18 protein-coding genes and 1 tRNA gene are annotated in these 20358 nt (G+C 42.2%); 5 read left to right on the top strand and 14 right to left on the bottom strand.

From position 1 onward, the window contains the following. The first annotated feature begins 46 nt into the window (after positions 1–46). Positions 47–1393 (top strand): dihydrolipoyl dehydrogenase family protein, encoded by a 1347-nt coding sequence (locus tag FC26_RS09105; RefSeq protein ID WP_057779855.1) that lies wholly within the window; start codon positions 47–49, stop codon positions 1391–1393. Positions 1394–1695: 302 nt separating this feature from the next. Then, complete coding sequence (locus FC26_RS09100; RefSeq protein ID WP_157061165.1) at positions 1696–3084, top strand: DHA2 family efflux MFS transporter permease subunit; 1389 nt, start codon at positions 1696–1698, stop codon at positions 3082–3084. 533 nt (positions 3085–3617) lie between these two features. Here the strand turns inward: FC26_RS09100 and FC26_RS09095 are convergent. Then, the gene (locus tag FC26_RS09095) at positions 3618–4091 is read right to left on the bottom strand and encodes a YbaK/EbsC family protein (RefSeq protein WP_162259981.1); all 474 of its coding nucleotides are present in this window, start codon (positions 4089–4091) and stop codon (positions 3618–3620) included. Between the two features lie 529 nt (positions 4092–4620). After that, entirely contained in the window at positions 4621–5652 is a 1032-nt protein-coding gene (locus FC26_RS09090; protein ID WP_057779848.1) for a lactonase family protein, read from the bottom strand. Between the two features lie 154 nt (positions 5653–5806). Here FC26_RS09090 and FC26_RS09085 point away from each other — a divergent pair, with 154 nt between their 5' ends. Then, positions 5807–6619, top strand: coding sequence for a Cof-type HAD-IIB family hydrolase (locus FC26_RS09085; protein ID WP_057779846.1), 813 nt, complete (start codon positions 5807–5809; stop codon positions 6617–6619). On the opposite strand, the gene FC26_RS09080 is transcribed toward FC26_RS09085, so the two are convergent. The 10 genes from FC26_RS09080 to yycF form a co-directional block, all read right to left on the bottom strand. Further along, positions 6609–7496: a LysR family transcriptional regulator gene (locus FC26_RS09080; protein ID WP_057779844.1), complete on the bottom strand. Its 888-nt coding sequence runs from the start codon at positions 7494–7496 to the stop codon at positions 6609–6611. The genes FC26_RS09085 and FC26_RS09080 overlap by 11 nt on opposite strands. 96 nt (positions 7497–7592) lie before the next feature. Next, entirely contained in the window at positions 7593–8369 is a 777-nt protein-coding gene (locus FC26_RS09075) for a DeoR/GlpR family DNA-binding transcription regulator (RefSeq protein ID WP_057779842.1), read from the bottom strand. A 200-nt stretch (positions 8370–8569) separates the two neighbouring features. Beyond that, a complete protein-coding gene (locus FC26_RS09070) occupies positions 8570–9055 on the bottom strand; it encodes an isochorismatase family protein (RefSeq protein ID WP_057779840.1) in 486 nt (161 codons plus the stop codon). A 48-nt stretch (positions 9056–9103) separates the two neighbouring features. Beyond that, positions 9104–9583, bottom strand: coding sequence for a 23S rRNA (pseudouridine(1915)-N(3))-methyltransferase RlmH (gene rlmH / locus FC26_RS09065; protein ID WP_057779838.1), 480 nt, complete (start codon positions 9581–9583; stop codon positions 9104–9106). Positions 9584–10311: 728 nt separating this feature from the next. Continuing rightward, on the bottom strand, positions 10312–11601 hold the full coding sequence (locus tag FC26_RS09055) for a S1C family serine protease (RefSeq protein WP_083483827.1): 1290 nt from the start codon (positions 11599–11601) through the stop codon (positions 10312–10314). Between the two features lie 92 nt (positions 11602–11693). Beyond that, positions 11694–12497 carry an MBL fold metallo-hydrolase gene (locus tag FC26_RS09050; protein WP_057780310.1) on the bottom strand — a complete coding sequence of 268 codons (804 nt, stop codon included), beginning with the start codon at positions 12495–12497 and terminating at the stop codon, positions 11694–11696. Between the two features lie 26 nt (positions 12498–12523). After that, positions 12524–13351 (bottom strand): two-component system regulatory protein YycI, encoded by an 828-nt coding sequence (locus FC26_RS09045; protein WP_057779832.1) that lies wholly within the window; start codon positions 13349–13351, stop codon positions 12524–12526. Positions 13352–13377: 26 nt separating this feature from the next. Further along, positions 13378–14682 (bottom strand): YycH family regulatory protein, encoded by a 1305-nt coding sequence (locus FC26_RS09040; RefSeq protein ID WP_057779830.1) that lies wholly within the window; start codon positions 14680–14682, stop codon positions 13378–13380. After that, positions 14663–16525, bottom strand: coding sequence for a cell wall metabolism sensor histidine kinase WalK (walK, locus tag FC26_RS09035; protein WP_057779828.1), 1863 nt, complete (start codon positions 16523–16525; stop codon positions 14663–14665). The genes FC26_RS09040 and walK overlap by 20 nt, the downstream gene beginning before the upstream one ends. Positions 16526–16539: 14 nt before the next feature. Further along, positions 16540–17241, bottom strand: coding sequence for a response regulator YycF (yycF, locus tag FC26_RS09030; RefSeq protein ID WP_057779826.1), 702 nt, complete (start codon positions 17239–17241; stop codon positions 16540–16542). 225 nt (positions 17242–17466) lie between these two features. Here yycF and FC26_RS09025 point away from each other — a divergent pair. Next, positions 17467–17539 (top strand) — tRNA-Lys (locus FC26_RS09025). Between the two features lie 326 nt (positions 17540–17865). On the opposite strand, the gene FC26_RS09020 is transcribed toward FC26_RS09025, so the two are convergent. Beyond that, entirely contained in the window at positions 17866–18237 is a 372-nt protein-coding gene (locus FC26_RS09020) for a DUF1304 domain-containing protein (RefSeq protein WP_057779824.1), read from the bottom strand. A gap of 435 nt (positions 18238–18672) precedes the next feature. Here FC26_RS09020 and FC26_RS09015 point away from each other — a divergent pair, with 435 nt between their 5' ends. Further along, complete coding sequence (locus FC26_RS09015; protein ID WP_057779822.1) at positions 18673–19107, top strand: helix-turn-helix domain-containing protein; 435 nt, start codon at positions 18673–18675, stop codon at positions 19105–19107. 44 nt (positions 19108–19151) lie between these two features. Here the strand turns inward: FC26_RS09015 and FC26_RS09010 are convergent, their stop codons facing one another. Beyond that, positions 19152–20330 carry an MDR family MFS transporter gene (locus FC26_RS09010; RefSeq protein ID WP_057779820.1) on the bottom strand — a complete coding sequence of 393 codons (1179 nt, stop codon included), beginning with the start codon at positions 20328–20330 and terminating at the stop codon, positions 19152–19154. Positions 20331–20358 lie beyond the last annotated feature (28 nt).

The raw sequence follows: 20358 nt of genomic DNA, 5'->3' as shown, positions 1-20358 counted from the left end.
TTCACCTGATTAGTCGTGCACGATTAAAAAACATGGAGGTAATGATATGGATTATGATGTAATGATGATTGGCTCTGGCCACGCAACTTGGCACGGAGCCGTAGCCTTGGCTCAACAAGGCAAACATGTCGCGATCATTGAAAAAGATCTTGTCGGTGGCACCTGTACAAACTATGGCTGTGACGCCAAGATCGCTCTAGATGGCCCATTCCAATTGATCGAACAGCTCGAACGTTTCACTGGTGCTGGCGTTGACAAGGCGCCAGATATTCACTGGTCAGACTTAATGACCTACAAACACCAAGTGATCGATCCCCTTGCACCAACAATGACAACTCTCCTTAACCAGCTTGGTGTCACCATGCTCACCGGTACGGCAAAATTGGTAGATGCCCATACCGTCACCGTTGACGACCACACATACACCAGCGACTATATTGTGTTAGGTACTGGTCAACGACCCGCGACCTTGGATATTCCAGGCGCTGAATACATTCATGATAGCCGTGAATTCCTTGACCTGCCAGATATGCCCGAACGTCTAGTCTTCATTGGTGCCGGTATTATCGCAATGGAATTCGCTGCTATGGCCGCTACCATGGGCAAAACCGTTCACATTGTAGAATTCAGCGATAAAACGTTAGCCCCATTCAATCAAACCTACGTTGCGCGCTTACGGACCAAACTTCAAGCACAAGGCGTGCAGTTCCACTTCAACGAAGCAGTTAATGAGGTGGTCAAAAATGAAAAAGGGATCACCGTTACGACGGCTAAGGGCCTAATACTAGATTGTGACTACATCCTAGGCGCTACCGGCCGCGTAGCCAACATAGAAGATCTCGGACTTGAATCATTAGGCATCCAAGCCTCTAAACGCGGTATCGTTGTTAACGATCACCTACAAACGACCGTACCAAATATTTACGCCAGCGGTGATGTGATCGACAAGCCTCAGGCTAAGTTGACACCAACAGCCACGTTTGAATCAAACTACATCGCTCAAGCTATTCTCGGTAACGCCGCGCCTATTTCATATCCGGTAATTCCAAGCGTCGTTTTCACAATGCCACGTTTAGCCGAAGTTGGGGTTACAGTAACTGAGGCTCAAGCACATCCAAACACTTATCACACTCAAGTCTTACCATTCGGTAAACAGCTTGCGTTTCAGTACAAACGGACCCTTGACGCTGAAGCTACCTTAGTCTTTGATCAGGCCGGCTATTTAGTTGGTGCTAGTCTATATGCCGATGATAGCGATGACTTGATCAACTTACTGACCTTAATCATCAATGGTCATTACACTGCTACCATGTTGCAACAACAAATTTTCGCTTTTCCAAGTGCTACCGTTGGTCTACTAGATCTATTGAGTAATTTGTTGCCCCGTAATTAAAACGCGAATTAAAACAGGTGAGTCCCAATAATAGACTACACCTGTTTTTGATTACAAAAATAGCCGAATTTGCTAGGGATCGTTACCCTAAACTGCTAACAAATAAGCCCGTAATTAATCTGGCTCTACGCATTTCATCGCAGCTACTATAACTCAACACCAATTATGGCAATGATAAAAAAGATTTTTAAATTTGTGCTGACATTTTAAAATTTTTTCTGTTACGCTAATCAAGCAAATAACGGCAGCCTCGGGCGCTCAGGTATGTCATTATTTTTGATTACATTAAAATAGGAGAAACCATGAAATCTAGACAAATTTTACTTACCGCAAGGGTTCATGTATCACATCCCAGGTTAATTTTATTGGGTTTGATGCTGGGCTCATTTGTCGGTATGTTTTCAGAAACGGCGCTCAACATTGCCTTACCGTCATTAATGCAAGCTTTTTCAATTTCACAAAATACCGTTCAGTGGCTCGTCACCGGTTATATGCTCATCATCGGAATCTGCATGCCTTTGACCAGTTTGTTGACGCACTGGGTAAAGACAAAACAAATGATTATTTTTGCCCTCAGCACCTTCATTATAGGATCACTGATTTCGGCTGTTGGCTCAAACTTTGCTACGGTTTTAATTGGTCGTATGATTCAAGGCATCGGTACCGGCTTGATTTTACCGATGATGTTTTCAATTGTGATGCTGATCTTTCCAGCACCTAAATTAGGTACTGTCATGGGTTTGGCCTCGCTGGTGATCATGTTGGCCCCCGTTTTAGGCCCGACTGTGACCGGCTTGATTCTCTCAATTGCCTCTTGGCGACTCATTTTCTGGCTATTTATTCCGGTACTCGTGATTGCATTGTTACTGTGTGCTTTTACAGTGGAAAATATTTATGAACAAAATCACATTCCGATCGATTGGTGGTCTATCCTCGCTTCGGTCATTGGATTTAGTGGCATTGTGATTGGCTCATCATTAGCCGCCAGCTACGGATGGCTTTCTGGCAAAGTTTTAACGGCGTTGATCATCGGTGTTTGCATGCTAGGAATCTACGCTTACAGACAACTTCAGTCATCCACTCCCATGCTAGACCTGCGCATTTTTACCAACCGTCAATTCACAATTGGTACCATATTAGTGATGCTCGACTTTGGCGTGATTCTTGCAACAATGTACTTGCTGCCGTTGTATTTACGCAACGGGTTAGGATTTCCCGTCGCCATCACTGGCTTAATCATGCTCCCCGGTGGTGCAGCCAACGCCATCACTGCTGCGATTGCCGGACGACTTTATGACACCCATGGAGCAAAATGGTTAACGCGTTGTGGCTTTTTGATAATTTTAATCGGCGTATTTACTCTAATCTCGACAAATATGCACAGCACCGTCAGTCAAGTGATCATCGGTCATATCACGATCCTGATCGGTGCCCAGCTCGTGTCATCCCCAGCCCAAACATATAGTCTCAACAGCCTTTCAAGCGCATTATCTGCAGATGGCAGTGCGCTTTTAAATACCGGACAACAAATTGTCGGAGCCATCGCCACTGCGATCGCAACAAGTTTGATTGCCATGCAAACTCAATTTATTGCCGGTGTCCACGCCGGATTTTGGTTTATTGGCTTACTGGCAACCATTGGCTTTATTCTGGCTTTAATGGTACAAAATCCAAGAAATGCTGCATCATAAAAATAAATCGGCAAATTTCTCGTAAATGAGGAATTTGTCGATTTTTTAAGTACACGATGCTAAGGCGTCGCTATTAAAATATTAGCTAGCTTATTAATATCGTATTTGATACTTTTTCGATCAAAAGTTTTACTCTCAGGCATGCTTGTTAATTTATTGTTATCAAATTTTTGACTATTAATAACTACCACCCAAATATTATTCAGTATTTTATTCCTACATTATACTTCATAACTATCATACAAATCATAACGAGCTTAAACTTGCTAAAGCTCGTTAAAGCTCGTTAATTTTTATTTCTACTTTTTTAATGGTGTTCTTCGTACGTCACAAAAATGACCATAACCGATCTTACCCGGTTATGGTCTTTTGCTACCTTAAAGTGGTTTATCAAACTAGCCAATAAGCTTATTCAAAAAAGTAACTAATTTTCTCAATGAATTTCAAACATCTTTCACCAATACTATTCAGTAAATCAGCTGCAGTAAATACATCATGATTGGTAGAAACCATAGTGATACATAAATTTTTGATCAGTCTTCTAAGGTAATGATTGGATATCCTAATGTGGTCACTAATTGAGCCAACCCTTTATAAGTTAATACCACTGTTTCAGTGTTTGTTCCGGCGTGAAAACCCAAGTCCTCGGCTTGTTTCAAACTCGATTCAACCACAATTGTCAGTGGCAATCCTGTTTCAAGAATTAGGGGCGATACCATGCCCGAAATCACATGCATTGTCACTTCAAGCTCGCTTGGATCGGCAAATTTCAGCTGACTACGGCTTGTATTAAACTGGCTTGCCAGTTTCTTAAAATTCAACCGCGTATCACCTTTAGTCAATACCAAATAGTAGTGCGCATGTTTGTGATCTTTAAGTAACATATTCTTCACTACCATACATTGCTTTTGGATTTCTAAGCCTTCATCCAAATGCCAAACTGGCTTATGCTTAATCACCCGAAAAGTAATCTGTTCATCATCTAACCGATTCAAAAAATAACTCATAATTTCCTTTCTGTCCTGCACAATAAACATGTCTAAAAATAGTATCAACATTCAATTGAGCGACCTCATCACTTGTGATACGGACTCCCGTAACACTCTACCCAGCGGTTAATTGTCTAAAAAACCATATCGATTATGCTAGGGGATCTATATCGTTCAGTACTGCGATTGATTCCACGCTTGATTCATACGATCCATTGCGCGAGCATCAATTACTTGGTCTCCACATTCCAATAGTAACAAAAATGATGCCGCCAAATATCCTTTTACATAGTTCATTAAGCGTTCAATTTTTCCGTTTTCATCGTATCAAACTCTAAATTAACAACCTTCATAAAATTTACTACTGGCCCGTACTTTTGTGCTTGATCTAATTTCATGATTTGCCTCAATTAATTTACCATCGTACAAAAAGTCCACACCTTCATGATGAGCTGCAACAGTCTCAATACAAACGTTGCTATTTTAGGTCACACTCATATCGGATTGAATAATCAAATAATAAAGCACATTTTGGTTCATAATAAAATTACAAATCCCATCTCTTCACACAAACACCTTCTGGAACCGCAATATCTTTTTGTACCAAAGTAAGTTCGCCATTTAGTGCATTTCTCATATAAAGTGTGAGATTATCCGTTTCTTGATTAGCGGCAATCAAGTAGCCTTCGTCTTCACTCAACTCAGAGTCACGAGGAAAAACACCCGTCGTGCTAATTGATTGCACAAAACTTAATCTGAAATCACTTTCTACTCGAAAGACATCAATTGTATTTCGTCCCCGATTACTGGCATAAACAAATTTTCCATCATTAGTAATATGAATCGCCGCAGCACTTTTTTGACCGTCCCAATCGGGGGGAACCGTGGAAATTGTTTGCAAATGCGTAAACTTAGCAGTATTAGCATCGTACTTTAATACTTCAATTGCACTCTCCAATTCACCCAATAAATATGCAATCTGGCCGTTCGAATGAAACACAATATGCCGCGGCGCAAAACCAGCTTTACTTTGATATCTTGATACTTCCGATAATTTTCCAGTCACAGAAATATCATAAACAAACGTCAAATCCATGCCATGATCACAAACTACTAACCGATTATCAGGCGTCAAATCACAGTAATGAACATGCGGGCTATCTTGTTCCGGTTTAGGACCAGTACTACCTCTATGTGTGACATGATCGGTTTGTGACAAACTGCCATCACGGTTCATTCGAAAAACATTAATCACAGCGGTATGATAATTTCCACTATAAATTAATTGACGTTCCTCATCAACGCCGATATAACAAGGCGGGGCGCCAGCTTCTGTAATTTCGTTAATTTCTTGAAATGAGCGTTGATTTAAATCTAGCGCCATAACACCGCCCTCATCATTACGTCGTACGACACTGTAAAGATGCTTTGCTTTCGATAGTCCCAAATAACTAGAATTATTGATACTAAATACATGATCAACCTGTGTAATCAGTTGTTCATCATGATCTAAAGTAACTACGTAAATTCCTTGACTACTTTTACGTGTATAAGTCCCAATCAAAAATCTTTCCTTCATAATTTAATTTTCCTCCATTTACTGAAGCGTTAATTTAGTAGCCACTAAATAGAATAATGTATATTAATTATTACATTATTTAACGATTGACACATTATTGTTCTTTGAAGTACACTGAATATGTACTCAAATAATTTAAAAAGGCGGAGAAGTTATGATCAAACGAATTTTTGCTGATATGGATGGTACCTTGCTCACCCCCGAAGGAATTGTTAGTGATGCTACAGCCCAAGCAATTAAAGCCAGCCATATTCCTGTTACCCTTGTGTCTGCACGAGCACCGCTTGAGATGAAGGACGCCATTGATAAGCTTGGCCTAAATACACCTCAAATTGGCTTTAATGGCGGCCTGATTTATGAACGTACTGGTAATGACTGGAAAACCATTAGTGCCAGATTAATTACTACGATCACTGCCAGAGAAATTCTGAATGCCGTCAAAAGTAACTTTCCGCATGTTAGCCTCAGTTACTATGATAAATATCGTTGGTACGCCGATAATATTGATCATGGTATTCAATATGAACAAAAATTAACGGGACAATCACCCACCATTTTGCCAATTGAAGAAGTATTCTCGCAACCGAACTTCGAAGTATTTAAAATCATGATGATCACCTTTGACAGCGAAGAAATGGAGCGGCTGAAAGCTTACTTTAATCAGGCTAACTATCAAGGTGTTAGTGTCGCCCAAGCAGGCGCCGCCTACCTTGAAATCACAAATATTGATGCCAAGAAATCACGTGGTATTAACTACATTCTTGAGCAGGAACGATTGAGCAAAAATGAAACTGCTGCCTTTGGTGATGGCTATAATGATTTGCCAATGCTCAACATGGTTGGCCTCCCTGTAGTTATGGGGAGTGCTCAAGAAGATATCAAAAAAGTTGCAAAGTTCGTTACCAAGTCAAATGTTGAAGATGGTGTTGCTTATGCGCTCCAAACTTTACCAGAATTTAAAGGATAATCGGAATACTAGATAACTCACGAATTTGTAAAATAAACCAGTCAATGAGGGATTGCTTTAATAGGCAGTCCTCTTTTTTTATTGCAAACAAGGTTAACTCTGGTATTTCTTCCAACAAGTACAATCTGCGAAAATAAATTTGTTTACGATCTACCGTCTGCAAAAATGATTTAGGCATAATTGCCCACGCATTGGCAGCATTGATGTAATTTGGTAACTGAATCGCACAATCCGTTGTTAACAATGGCTGAATTTTGCAGTCCCAGTACCTAGCATGCCATTCTTTGTAGCTGCTACTCCAAGGAACATACAGCTCATTTGTACGTTCTAACTCACGTGCAAATACAACGTCTGGATAATCACTTTGCCATCCTGTAACCACTACTAATGGATCTTTTCCAATATCTTGCAATACAATATTCTGATGGATATCTCTTTCGTAGGAAAAGCCTACGTCTACAGTTTCATTCCGCACGCTGGCGTAAATTTCATCATTGCTAGCATTGGTCACGGTATAGTGGACAAACGGATCTTTGCTCATAATTTTAGTGAGATTAGTTAATAAAATACCAGTATTGATATCAATCGAACTCGTAATCGTCAATTGATCATAGTGATCTGTCTCCTTTAAATCGACTGTATCTTGAGACAATCTCAGATACGTCCGTGCAATTGGAATAAATCTTTGACCATTCTGTGTGAGACTCACATTAGACTCGATATTATGATATTTAACTAAAGTGACACCCACCTGCTTCTGTAACTGATCAATCTGCTTAATCACAACTTCTGATTGAGCCCCCAATGACCGCGCAGTCGCAGTGATTTGGCCAACCTTTACTAATCTTAAAAATGTCATGATTAACCGAGAATCCACGACTGTGATGCTCCTCTCAGTAAAAAGTCCATGCCGTAAAAACCAGCTTAAATCACATCGGCTTCGTGCATAATTTCAAAATCAGCAATAGAAATTTTATTTTTTCGCTTTATCAGTTACGATAACTCGAACTTTTGCATCATCCAACTGCCGTGCTAATTCATCTGGTAGGGATTGGTCAGTAACCAAATAATCGAGCTTCTCTAATCCTAGCGCACGAAAATTATGTCGCATGCCAATACGGGTATGATCGATTACCAAGACAACTTGCTGAGATTGATCAGCAAGCTGTTGCTTGAAGGCCACGTCATCCTCGAAAGCATAATACACACCATCAGTTGTCAGTCCGACCGCACTAATAAAAGTTATCTCCGATCGATAACTTAGCAAATCACGTAGTGCGTTACTATCATTAGTTCCCCGTCGTTTCTGTTGGTACACACCACCGATCAATCTGACTGATAGTTCTGTCTTACGCAATAATTGATCAGCAATATCTAATGAATTTGTCAGTACCAACCCCTGCTCTATCTTGGGTAAATATGCTGGTATGCAGTTAATTGTTGTCGAAACATCTAAAAATAACTGCTGTTGTTCCTGTACCAACTTTGCTGCCGCCTGCGCTATTACCTGTTTTACCGCTGTCATTTCATCAGTCCGGCTTAAAAAGTCGTCAACATAGCGAAAAGTATGTGGCAGACTAATGCCACCATAATTGCGTTTCACCAAATCGGAATCTGATAACTTCACTATGTCACGCCGCACTGTATCACGAGATGCACCCGTCAATTTCATAATCTCTTGGAGCGTCAAAGTATGATTTTTCTCTAGCGTTTGCATAATTACTTCCAGTCGCTTATCCTGATTCATCATTGATCACCTCATTTTTAAGTAAATATAAGCTATTTTATAGTATATACTTAAAATAACTTATTCTCAATATTTGTCTCTGGATTAACCTCCTTAAATTCCTACCACGTCAAAATAAAGAGCCACAACCAATCTTTATATCGGTTGTGGCTCTTAGTTATTTAGTATTAATTGTTGAATATATATTTGTAATCTTGGTTAATTCAGTCCAAATAAGTGACAAATCGTCCGTCCCAAATCTGTTCATAGTGCTGTACCATCACATCATCTGCGATAAGTGCATCATGTTCAGTCGAAACCATTCCATGACGCATGAATAGTTGGTATTTTCGATCAAAGGCCGCTTTAATCGTTGCATCGATGCAGAATGGAATTTCAGCCCCACAAATTTCTAGTTGATTAATTTCCAATTCAGCCAACAGTTTGGCTAAGTTAGTTTTATAAAACGAATCTGCATGGATTTTTCGTACATAGTAATCACTTGGCCGCGCATGAAGTTCAGACACTAATTGCCACTCCTCTGATTCAGCTTTCAAATCACTATCCTGATGCTGAATAAAAATTATCGGTCGTTTTTGTTGATGATATTCATCGATCACACAATTAACATTATCTATCAATTGTTGATTGTCTATTAACGGGCCAACGCCATTTTGTAAGTCAATCACTAACAATGCTCGTTTTTTCATTAGTACCTCTTTTCAAACGCAATTACATCACCAATTTAAAAAACCTCATCACTTATGATACGGACTCCCCTCATTAATCATAAACGCCCGATAAACCTGCTCCGTCAACACCAATCTCATCAATTGATGCGGCAATGTAAAGCGGCCAAACGAAATCTGCGTGTCCGCACGCTTTAATACTTCCGGCGCGAGTCCTAACGAGCCCCCGATCACAAACGTAATATCGGAATGCCCGTACGTCGTTAAATTCGCAATTTCTTTCGCGAATTCTTCTGATGAGCGTTCCTTTCCCTTAATCGCCAGCGCATAGACATATTCTCGATCTTTGATCTTGTCTAAAATGCGCTGGCCTTCTTTTGCCATCACGTCATCCATTTCGGATTGACTCAACGACTCCGGTGCTTTTTCATCTGGCACTTCAACAATTTGAAATTTGCAGAAGCGACCAAGTCGTTTTGCATATTCAGCGATGCCCGCCTTAAAATACTTTTCCTTTAATTTTCCAACGCCAATAATTTTGATGTTCATAACTAACAACCTTTCAACATGTTATCCACAGAGTTTTCCACAGGCTGTGGGTATTTTTTCCAATTCTGATCAGCAAAATCCCTGAATTTTGTCTTTTTAAGATTTTGATGATAATTTTTTATCCACAGTTTTGCACAGCAACATCCGTTCGTGCCGTCCAATTAAAAACGTTGATATATCAACGTTTATCCGTTCTACTTTTTAAAGTTTTCAACTTATCCACAAATCCACACCCTGCCTGTGGATAACTTTTCCAACGGATTTGGTTATTGATATATCAGCTTTTTCCACCTGTGTGTTAGTATACCAAATTTTTTCCACATAGTTTTCCACAATTAAATTTTTCTCACCAATCACTTGTTTTTACTGACCTGAACTTCTTCAATATGACCAATTACTTTTGTTCGCAATTTATCAATAAATTTGCATTGAAATCGTATTAAAACCGAACATTGAAAACAATGGTTCGTTTTTTCCGATTTCACGCCAAAAAGCCTTCCGTTTCCGAAAGGTTCCTTGGCTTCATTTAGTGATTTGAGCCCTCCAGATCCATTATTGCTGCCCACACACTGGCTGTCACCTACCACTAATGATTCGATAGTCTTAGTATACTGGCCGGTTTCTTCAGAAACATCAGGCATACTATCTAAATAGACTCGCACATTTTATCCATTGTACCTAAAAAGCACACCGTCAGCGTTTGACGATGTGCTTCATTTTTTTCATTATTATTCACTACTACTGTCGCTACTCAACAAGGCCGTTGATTCACTAAGCTTAATCGTAGCGCTCTTTAGTTGACCGTCTCGATAGTACTTCACGGAAACTGAATCGCCAACCTTATGCTTATACAAAACATCCTTTAGCGTCGCTTCAGAGGTAATCTTCGTACCATCCATTTCAGTAATCACATCGTACTTTTGCAGTCCGGCGTTACCGGCTGATGATGGTGACAAGATCTTCATGACAACGATCCCTTTATTCACGCTAGTTGGCAGCTTCAAAATCGATTTTTGTTGGGCTGCGGAGACGTTATCAAGACTGACTAGTTCAATCCCGAGGGCGGGGCGGGTGATCTTCCCGTTCTTAACAAGTTGGTTAATCACGCTGACAACCTCGTTACTTGGGATCGAGAAGCCCATCCCCTCAACACTGGTACCATCATCATCACTCGACAGCTTCATGGAATTAATCCCAATGACTTGCCCCGCCATGTTGACCAGCGGCCCACCAGAATTACCGGGGTTAATGGCTGCATCCGTTTGAATGACGGACGCGTTAGCGGTTGTATTCCCACTATTATCCTGCACTTGCACGGTCCGTTTCTTGGCGGAAATAATTCCCTTCGTCACAGAGGTCGCGTATTCCGAACCAAGCGGCGACCCGATTGCCAACACATCTTGTCCAGCTTCAATTTGGTTAGAGTTCCCAAAGCTGGCAATCGTAGTGACATCGGATGAGTTAATCTTGATAACAGCCAAGTCGGTCGTCGAATCCGTCCCAACAATCGTTGCGCTGAGTTTCTTACCATTACTTAAAATAACTTCGAGGGCCGACGACCCAGAAACCACGTGATTATTCGTCACGATGTACGCCGTGTTACCGTCTTTCTTATAAATCACACCAGAGCCTTCACTGGAAGCCTCCAGTGAACTACTGGATGACGATGAACTCGACGACGATGAATCGGTGGTGCCGTAGATGCCCAGCGAACCTGTACTACTCGATTGCGCCTGCAAGTTAACCACTGAAACAACGGCCGCCTTTACAGACTTGAACGCCTTCGTTGACTGGGTGGAACCGGTGACCTTATTTTCGTTCACCTTTGTTCCCCCTGACTTATTAGAGCCCTTGGGGACTGCGGTACTCGAGCTTGTCGCATACCCGTTATCGATCAAATATCCCACGCCGTAGGCAATACCGCCACCAACTAATCCGGCAAATAGTGCCACCACGCCAACCTTCCACCACAAATTGAAACCGCGTTTCTTCTTAGGTGTTTTCTGTTGATTATCCATCATGTTTGGCTAAACGCCGACCCTCCTCAACTGACTTGATTAACACAAGCATACAAAATTTTTGTGAAAATTTTGTGAAAGTATGACGCTAATTACAGCGTAAATAACTTTGTTGGTTCATCCGGTTCCGTATCGTGTAGGTAAAAATCATGTTCAACGCCAAAATCATGCTGCTCCAGGACCGTTGAAACCGTCAAATGTGCTAACGACCGCATGTTATTTTCCTGACTCCGGTGTCCGAGAAAGATTTGCTTCGTTTGCCGACCAATCACACTCATCATCGTGTTAGCCCCATCCTCATTGGACAAATGGCCCTCATCACCGAGAATCCGTTGTTTGAGCGCCCAAGCATAGGGTCCCATGCGCAACATTTCCATATCGTGATTACATTCAATCAGGTAGGCATCCGCATCCTTAATCGTTTGTTCAACCCGGTCTGACACATAGCCGGTATCCGTGAGCACACAAAACGCTTTGCCGTCGTGATGAACTTGATAAAATTGGGGTTCAGCCGCATCGTGTGACACCGCAAAGCTTTCAACGTCCATATCACCCATGCTTAATGTATCTCCAGGTGCCAAGATATGTTTTTGTGCCACATCGACCTTTCCAATCTTGCGGCTCATGGCATCCCAGGTACCTTCATTGGCGTACACATCCATGCCGTACTTGCGCGCCAACACACCGACACCTTGAATATGGTCGCTGTGTTCATGCGTGACAAACAACGCGTCAACATCGCTTAAGTCCCGTCCAATTTTAGCCATGAGACCACTAATTTTTTTCCCACTTAGTCCGGCATCGATTAAAATCTTATGTTCCGGCGTTTCCAAGTAGGTGACGTTGCCGGTACTACCACTCGCTAAAATACTATAGTGTAATTGATCATCTATCATCTGCAAAACTGTTACCTCTTGTTATGTTATTTAGCCGAAGATTCATTCAACAAGTTCGAGTTCGCCTTAATTAACGTTCCCGTAAAGGCGTTAATCTGGCGAATTTGAGTCCCCTCTGTGTTCTTGGTCTGAATGCCAATCACCCACGTGGGAATGTAGACGTTGCTCCCCTTAGCTGAAAGCAATTTGACGTACCCGAGCTTAGCCCACTTAATCTTAGAATTATTGGGAATCTCATTATGCTGGTACAACCAAATAACCGCCTTTTTCTGGCTAATGGTCGTCTCCTCTTCACGCAATGTTTGAATCCCGTTCAAGTAAGTCTGCGTGTAGCCCGTGACCAAATTATGGTTACGAACCTTAAAGCGCAATTGACCATCATCAGACAAGACGTGTAAATCGGGGCCCTTTTGGACATAAACCACCGAATTATCCTTTTCGGCACTTAACCGTTCATCATAAACATAGTGGGTCCCAAACAGGACGCGATTTTGATTTTTCACCACTTTATCGAGAACCTTTTGTGGATTCTTCGGATCAATTTTAATCGTCGAGTTGAACGTACTATTGAGTTCGCCATCGCTGTAGCTCGTCGTTTGGTTCTTCAACTGTGACATTTTCGTCTGCAAGATACCACTTCCCGAACTGGCGATGTAATATCCCGACGCGTGCTTGGTCGACAACGTTCCAATTGAAATCGAATCATCATTCATTTCCTTAAGAATCGTTTCTTCCTGACTTGCCGATTTATTGGTGACCGTAAACGGCTTGTCCGACGCTAACGATACTCCTAAAAAGATATCAATGGCGATAAACGCCACCAAAAAAATCCATTGAATCCGCCGAAAGTTCATGATTTAGGCCCCCTTTTCGTTAAAATTTAGCGGTTAATTAAATCCTGATAATTTTGCCATTTACCGTTGTACTTGACGTAGTACGCGGGCTTCAAGTTCACCACGGTATTCGATTTACGCGTTGAATTCCATTCATATTCAATCCGCATATCACTAATATCCTTCGTTTTGATTCCCACCCGGTTGAGGGATGCAATCACATCCTTAGTCGCCGGAACACTTTGAGTGGCACTATTTGGAACTGGCACTTCTAGTCCATACAATGAGAAATTATAAGTTTGCTTACCATTTTTCGCGTACGTGAGCGATACAGTTCCATAGCCATCCTGATTGAAAATGGGGAAGCATTCGACATACGTGCGATAAGTAACCCGATTCTTTGCCAGGTTAATATTGTCGTAGTGCATACTTTCTAAATTGACCCCAATTTCTGATAATTGCTGGAAACTCTTAGTCAGTAACTGACTATCGGCAACCCGGTCATTTTCATCAAGAAAGTCCTCGTAAGCGGCCTTGCCGTTCTTACTGTTAATCGTCATTCGCTTATCCGTGCCATCCGTGTAGGTCGTAATGTGATCCTTTTTGTGAACCGCAATATTATACGAACTATCTGAATTCAATAGCGAATTTGTAAAGCTACTATCACTTTGTTTCGTCATCAAATAGCTGTAAATCGGCAGTGTCGTTTGGTTATCAAACGCCAAGATAATCCGATTGTTCAAGAATTGTTCACTTACCTGAACCTGATCCGCATCTTCTTGCATCAATTTCCGAATGTTTTCGAGGCTACTGTGATTTTTGACCGTTACGGAGTACACCGATGCATCACTATCATGGAGCAAGTAGATATGCCGCGCATTTTCAAGCGGAATGACAATTCGGTCGATTTTACTAATTTTCTTTTGATTGAGGGATTGCTTGAAGGTCTCATTAAAGATCGCCGTCGTGACACTATCTGGGTAGTTCAAGACTAGCGCATCTCGTTGATTCAAGTAGCCGAGATAGCTTTGGTTATCTTTGCTGGCAACCTTAGAGATGTGGCCGAAATCCCAGCCACTTACCTTGGTCTTGATGGCTTTCGTCAGACTACTCTTCTTGGTATACAGTAATTTTTGATCGCCCTTTTTGTTTGTCCACACTGCCTGGTTGGGCAAAAAGACGTCCGCAATCGTTTTGTTGGATAATTGACTTTGTCCACTAGACGTACTTGCCTCATGTCCACGATCATAGCGTGATGGATTGGTCCAGATCAACCCGGAAAGTCCGAGACTGACCAAGACCGCGATCGTTAAAACGATCGGTAGCCAGTTATTACGAATTTTCCGAATCATCGTCCCATTCATCTCCTTCATACGGTACATATGGTAGCGAAATATAGAAGGTCGAACCGCGGCCTTCAACACTATCGACCCAAATCTGCCCCCCTAAGAAGTTAATGACTTCCTTGGAGATCGCTAGGCCAAGCCCCGTACCGCCTTGCTTACGAGACCGCGCCTTATCGACTCGGAAGAACCGATCAAAGACGTGTGGAATATCTGCCCGTGGAATTCCCAAGCCCTGATCAGAAATACTCAAAATCACATGATTATGTGTTTCAAGTAATCGGGCCGTAATCACCCCACCATCAGGCGAGTACTTCACGGCATTATTCATGAGGTTATCGACCACCTGCGTAAATTTATCGGTATCGATTTCAACCCAAAGATCCTTTTTCGTGAAAACGCGATCGATTGAGTACTTTTTGCTAGGCTCTTCCTCATTTTTCAAGATCATATCAAAACGGTTCAAAATATAGTTGAAGAGTTCATTGAGGTTCACGTACTCCAAATCAAGCTTTGACGTCCCAGAATCCATTCGTGACAGGCTGAGAAGATCATTAATCATCCGAATCATCCGGTCGGTTTCATCTTGCACCACGTGTAAGAAACCCGGCGCGACCTCTGGATCTTGCCAAGCACCGTCCGTCAAAGCTTCCACATAACTCTTAACGCTGGTCAGTGGCGTCCGTAATTCGTGCGACACATTGGAAACAAATTGTTTGCGCTCGCGCTCCACTTTTTGTTGTTCAGTAATGTCGTGTAGCACACACACTAAGCCGCTAATAAATCCAGATTCTCGTTGAATCAATGAGAAATAAGCATGTAAAATCAGTTCCTGTTGCTGCGTTGATAGGTCAATAATAACTTCATCCTGATTATCAAGTAATTCACGAATTGTGTAACTCTTACGAATATTAAGCACGTCCAAAATTGACTTACCCGTGACTTCATCGGCATTCGTCGATAATAAATCGGCCGCTGTTTCATTGATAATCGTCACGTTTCCGCGCCGGTCCGTAGCTAACACCCCATCTGACATGTGTGTCAAAACTCCGTCTAGACGCCGTCGTTCAGCCTCTGTCGAGTCTTGGGCTTCTTCAACCCGCACCGAGAGGTTATTGACCGCGCCAGCCAGTTGGCCCAACTCGTCATTTCCATACACATGAACCTGCCCAGAGAAATCCCCCCGCGCAATGCGGATGGTCTGCTTTTTCATTTCGTCAATTGGCCGCGTTATTGCCCGGGAAATAACAATTGCCATCAAGAGGCCTAAAATAATCGCCACTAATGACGCCGATAGGAAAATCACGGTAATGTTATTAATATTGGCGTAGACGCTCTCAAGATTGGCTCGAATATAGAGCACCCCAACAACGTTATTATTGCTACTTGAGGTATTTAACAATGGGACAACGGAAACGTAGTATCGATTATTGTTTGAATCGTCATACACATTTTGATTATACGAACGGTTATTGTAAATCGCGTTTTTAACGTTCTCATCCGTTGTTTTTTCGCCAACAATCGATTGATTATTTACATTACTCGTTCCCCGGATAATCCCTTTACTGTCGACAACCCGAATTTCAGTGATGTTCGTATTATTAACGTCCGACAAAATCTGTTGAATTTCTTTGTTGGCTGATTTGGTGCTACTCTTCATTAACTGTTCTGATAGCGAATTATCGACATATGACGGTAATTCAATCTGCTGTTTAAAGGTACTCAGGTTTTGTCGCTCCAATGAACGCACAAAAACCGCCCCAACGACTTCCAGCGTTAAAATAAGCATTAACGCAAAGACGAGGGCGATTTTAAAGTGGATCGATTGAAAAAATTTAATCTTGCTATTCAAGGTTCGTGGTACTCCTAATCATTTTCAGGATTATTCAAGTAATAACCCACCCCACGCCGCGTGATCAACCAAGTTGGGTGACTGGGGTTATCCTCAATTTTTTCACGGAGACGACGGACGGTAACATCCACGGTTCGAACATCACCAAAGTAGTCGTAGCCCCATACAGTTTGTAATAAATGTTCACGCGTCATAACCTGCCCGATATGCTGGGCTAGATAGTGAAGCAATTCAAATTCACGGTGGGTTAATTCGATATTCTCACCTCGTTTGGAAACGGTGTACGCTTCCGGATGAATCGTCAAATCACCAACCGTAATATCCGCATTTTCATCAGGTTCTGCTGATTCAACGGTCTCTTGCCGTCGCAAGTTGGCCTTTACTCGTGCCACCAGTTCGCGGTTTGAGAATGGCTTAGTTACATAATCATCGGCCCCTAATTCAAGACCAAGGACTTTATCTAACTCGGAATCCTTAGCAGTTACCATAATAATTGGTGTAGTGTGATTAGCCCGCACACGTTTGGCCACTTCAAGGCCATCAATTTTTGGTAGCATTAAATCTAGAACGATTAAATCTGGGTTTTCACTTTCAACCTTTTCAAGGGCTTCTTCACCATCGTACGCGACGACGACGTCAAACCCTTCCTTAGCAAGGTTGAATTTGATAATATCAGAAATCGGTTTTTCATCATCAACTACTAAAACTTTCTTCATCGGCTAGGTTCCTCCACAATTAATTCACTAATTTTTTTGAAATCAATCAATTCATTTTCTTCAGCTCTTCACAAGTAGTTTCATTATACCACATGTCACCTTTGAATCATGGGCTGCCAAACTCGTTTATATTAGAATTCTCTCATTTTAAAACTTTTTTCAAAAATAGTGTTGACCAATGACTGTCTAACATGCTACTATATTCTAGTCGATAAGATATGACATGGGCAGTTAGCTCAGCTGGCAGAGCAACGGACTCTTAATCCGTGGGTCCAGGGTTCGATCCCCTGACTGCCCATCAATCAACATTAACCTGTAATCACGAAGCGTTCAATCGCCGTGGTTACAGGTTTTTTTGAATATTTCTATTTCATAAGCTAGAGCCACTTTTCATCCTTAGAGGCGGAAAAGTAAGCCAAATACGTAGCCAATTATATGCGCATTACCGCCAAAGAGCCCTACTAGTAGTTTCCATACTGGTGGGCCATTTTTCTACACTTATCCTTTGATTATGTCTCATTACTTATACTTGATAGCAGCACCTGATTTACAATTATCAGTTTCACCTCTATGTATAACATAGTGTCTGCACCAAATTAACTGAAGCGGGACCAACTAGCCGATCTAATTAGTCAACCACAGGGCCACTAGCGCCAGAAATGCTGGCAACCCCTGTGTCACAATAATCTTTTTGTTAGCCGTCAGCGCGCCGAAAATTGCCGCCACGACCACAAAGCCGATAAACAAGTAGAGGCCCATTAAGCGAGCATTTGCTGGAAATACAAACTGCACCATCAAAATTCCAACACCAATAAACCCATTATAGAGGCCCTGATTTGCCATGCTGACTTGCGCCTCCTTTTGAACCAGATATTTTTTTGAAAGCGCAAAGGCTTGCCGAGCAAGCTTTGTCTGCGTTAAAAACAGTTCAAGTACCATAATAAAGAGCGCCTCTGCCGCTACTACGAGCACTAAAAAATTACTTATCCATGTCATCTTTGCGTTCTTCCTTTCGTTGCTACAATCCTGATAATCACATTATCATTATTTTCGGTGTTGATTTCCAGATATTACGCTCAAAAACTACTTCCTGATCCCGATTATTCTCCTCTTTGAACCGCTATCCGTAACTAACACCGGCCATTTTACAGCCAATACCAATGTAAATTATCGTTTTTCATCGGATAGAAGCCTTAATAATTGCCACCAACTCCCATTTCGTTTATGATGTTCTTGCTAGCAAATATTTAGCGCTCTCCAATGCGCATTTGTTTGACTAGTTCTAATTGAGGGTCCTCCGAGCCATCACCTCGGGGGGCTTTTTTGCGCTCAAATTGATAAGGCGTTTTTACCCCTCAATTTGTGTGGTGGCGTTATACTTACTAATATCTAATCAGTTGCTTCAGGTACCAAATCGAGGATGTGAGCTCCGTGGGGAAACAAAAGTCCGCTACTATTGAACCCTTAGTTAAATTACGCATTTTAGACCTGTACTTTGGTGGTAAAACCGCCAAAGAAATTAGCCGTTACCTAGATATTCCGTTTATCAGCGTTAACCGATTCATCAAACACTTCAACGAGTACAACCAAACCTTTGAAATTCCGATTACCCTCTCCCGCACGAGGCTGATTCATCAGGCACTCCAACGCTACATGCAAGAAGAGCTAGCCGAATTCGGTCATTTTGACACGGCTGGCGACTACATCCCCGTTATTTGGCAACACATCAGTACCTTAGCCCCCGAATGTGGGCCTGAGGCTGAGACTCAACGACAATCCTATTTCAACGCTCTGAAGCTGTGCGAGCAGTGGCAGGCGGTTGATACTCAAATTCTTGAAATTATGAACCATGCTAATCACGAATAAAAGCGTGCCACGAAATTCACAATAAATTTCATGGCACGCTTTTGCTATCTATAATATTCAACTCGTTGCCGGTACACTTGCACAATTGCGTAAATGATCGCCGTGACCATAAAAATTGCGATGGCACAGACAACAAACAACATCCGGTAGGAGGCATTTTCAATAATCAAACCGCCAAATAACGGTCCGAGCGCCTTACCTGCCGACGAGAAGGCATTGGTCAGCCCTTGGTACTTCCCTTTCACCGCCATCGGAGATAGATCATTGACGATCGCTGGGATTGCCGGAAAGGCGGTTGCTTCCCCCACCGTCAGGATAATCATCGCCACCAAAAACATCCAATACTGGTGCGCCCAGATTAAAATAATGAACGAAGCGCCGCAAAATAAGGCCCCGACGTAAACGGGCAAATAAACGTTTTTAATGCGTTGATTGGCCCAACTCATAAAGAGTTGCATGACCACAATTAAACTCGCGTTAATCGTCCATAACATGCTATACAGCGGCATTGAAATTCCCTGATCGGTAATGTAGACCGACATATTACTGACCCATTGTTCGTACATCACCCAAATAATGGTTAGCGAAATAAAAAACGTCCACATAATCTTGAGGTTGGCTGGCTTGATCCGCACACGTTGGGCCGCCTGTTGCTGCTTTTGGTGTCCCTTTTCCCGTTTAATTCGGTAAAATCGCACCACAATCACCAAAAAGACCACATATAAGCTTGCCGTAACCATGAACATCGGGGCCACGCTTCCGTGATACATAAACCCCACCACTGACGTACCGAGCACAATCCCCAGGTTTACCGCAAAGTAGAGCATATTAAAGATGTAGCGCCCATCTTTATTGCGAATCAGCGTCCCCATCGAATTTACAAGGGTTGTCAGCCAACCGTTAAAGAATCCAATGACTGCCAGTAGCGTCGGGTACTGCGGCCAGCCGCTATGAAACACTAACGCAACCATCGCAGCGATATCTACCAGGAGGCCAGCAAGGATTAACCACTGCGGATTAAAACGATCAAATAAAATCCCTCCGAGGTAACTACCCACCACGTTCGTGCCAGAATATAGTAGGAGCACAACCCCAATCACCGTCAGTGAGCGGTGTAACTCATTATGCAAATAAATCGTCGTGAGGGGCCAAATAAAGCTGGTCCCAATACTACTCAGAAAGGCGCCCACAATGAGCCATTTTAGTTTCAGTGTTTGTTTCACGTTATCTCTCCTTGCTAACGGTGCTCAA

Source organism: Paucilactobacillus vaccinostercus DSM 20634 (assembly GCF_001436295.1).
GTDB classification, from domain to species: domain Bacteria; phylum Bacillota; class Bacilli; order Lactobacillales; family Lactobacillaceae; genus Paucilactobacillus; species Paucilactobacillus vaccinostercus.
This window is presented reverse-complemented; position numbering and strand designations above follow the sequence as displayed.

Coding starts and splice junctions, on each gene's coding strand:
- FC26_RS09105 (WP_057779855.1), top strand. CDS start 47: ATGGATTATGATGTAATGATGATTGGCTCTGGCCACGCAACTTGGCAC.
- FC26_RS09100 (WP_157061165.1), top strand. CDS start 1,696: ATGAAATCTAGACAAATTTTACTTACCGCAAGGGTTCATGTATCACAT.
- FC26_RS09095 (WP_162259981.1), bottom strand. CDS start 4,091: ATGAGTTATTTTTTGAATCGGTTAGATGATGAACAGATTACTTTTCGG.
- FC26_RS09090 (WP_057779848.1), bottom strand. CDS start 5,652: ATGAAGGAAAGATTTTTGATTGGGACTTATACACGTAAAAGTAGTCAA.
- FC26_RS09085 (WP_057779846.1), top strand. CDS start 5,807: ATGATCAAACGAATTTTTGCTGATATGGATGGTACCTTGCTCACCCCC.
- FC26_RS09075 (WP_057779842.1), bottom strand. CDS start 8,369: ATGATGAATCAGGATAAGCGACTGGAAGTAATTATGCAAACGCTAGAG.
- FC26_RS09070 (WP_057779840.1), bottom strand. CDS start 9,055: ATGAAAAAACGAGCATTGTTAGTGATTGACTTACAAAATGGCGTTGGC.
- rlmH (WP_057779838.1), bottom strand. CDS start 9,583: ATGAACATCAAAATTATTGGCGTTGGAAAATTAAAGGAAAAGTATTTT.
- FC26_RS09055 (WP_083483827.1), bottom strand. CDS start 11,601: ATGGATAATCAACAGAAAACACCTAAGAAGAAACGCGGTTTCAATTTG.
- FC26_RS09050 (WP_057780310.1), bottom strand. CDS start 12,497: ATGATAGATGATCAATTACACTATAGTATTTTAGCGAGTGGTAGTACC.
- FC26_RS09045 (WP_057779832.1), bottom strand. CDS start 13,351: ATGAACTTTCGGCGGATTCAATGGATTTTTTTGGTGGCGTTTATCGCC.
- FC26_RS09040 (WP_057779830.1), bottom strand. CDS start 14,682: ATGATTCGGAAAATTCGTAATAACTGGCTACCGATCGTTTTAACGATC.
- yycF (WP_057779826.1), bottom strand. CDS start 17,241: ATGAAGAAAGTTTTAGTAGTTGATGATGAAAAACCGATTTCTGATATT.
- FC26_RS09020 (WP_057779824.1), bottom strand. CDS start 18,237: ATGACATGGATAAGTAATTTTTTAGTGCTCGTAGTAGCGGCAGAGGCG.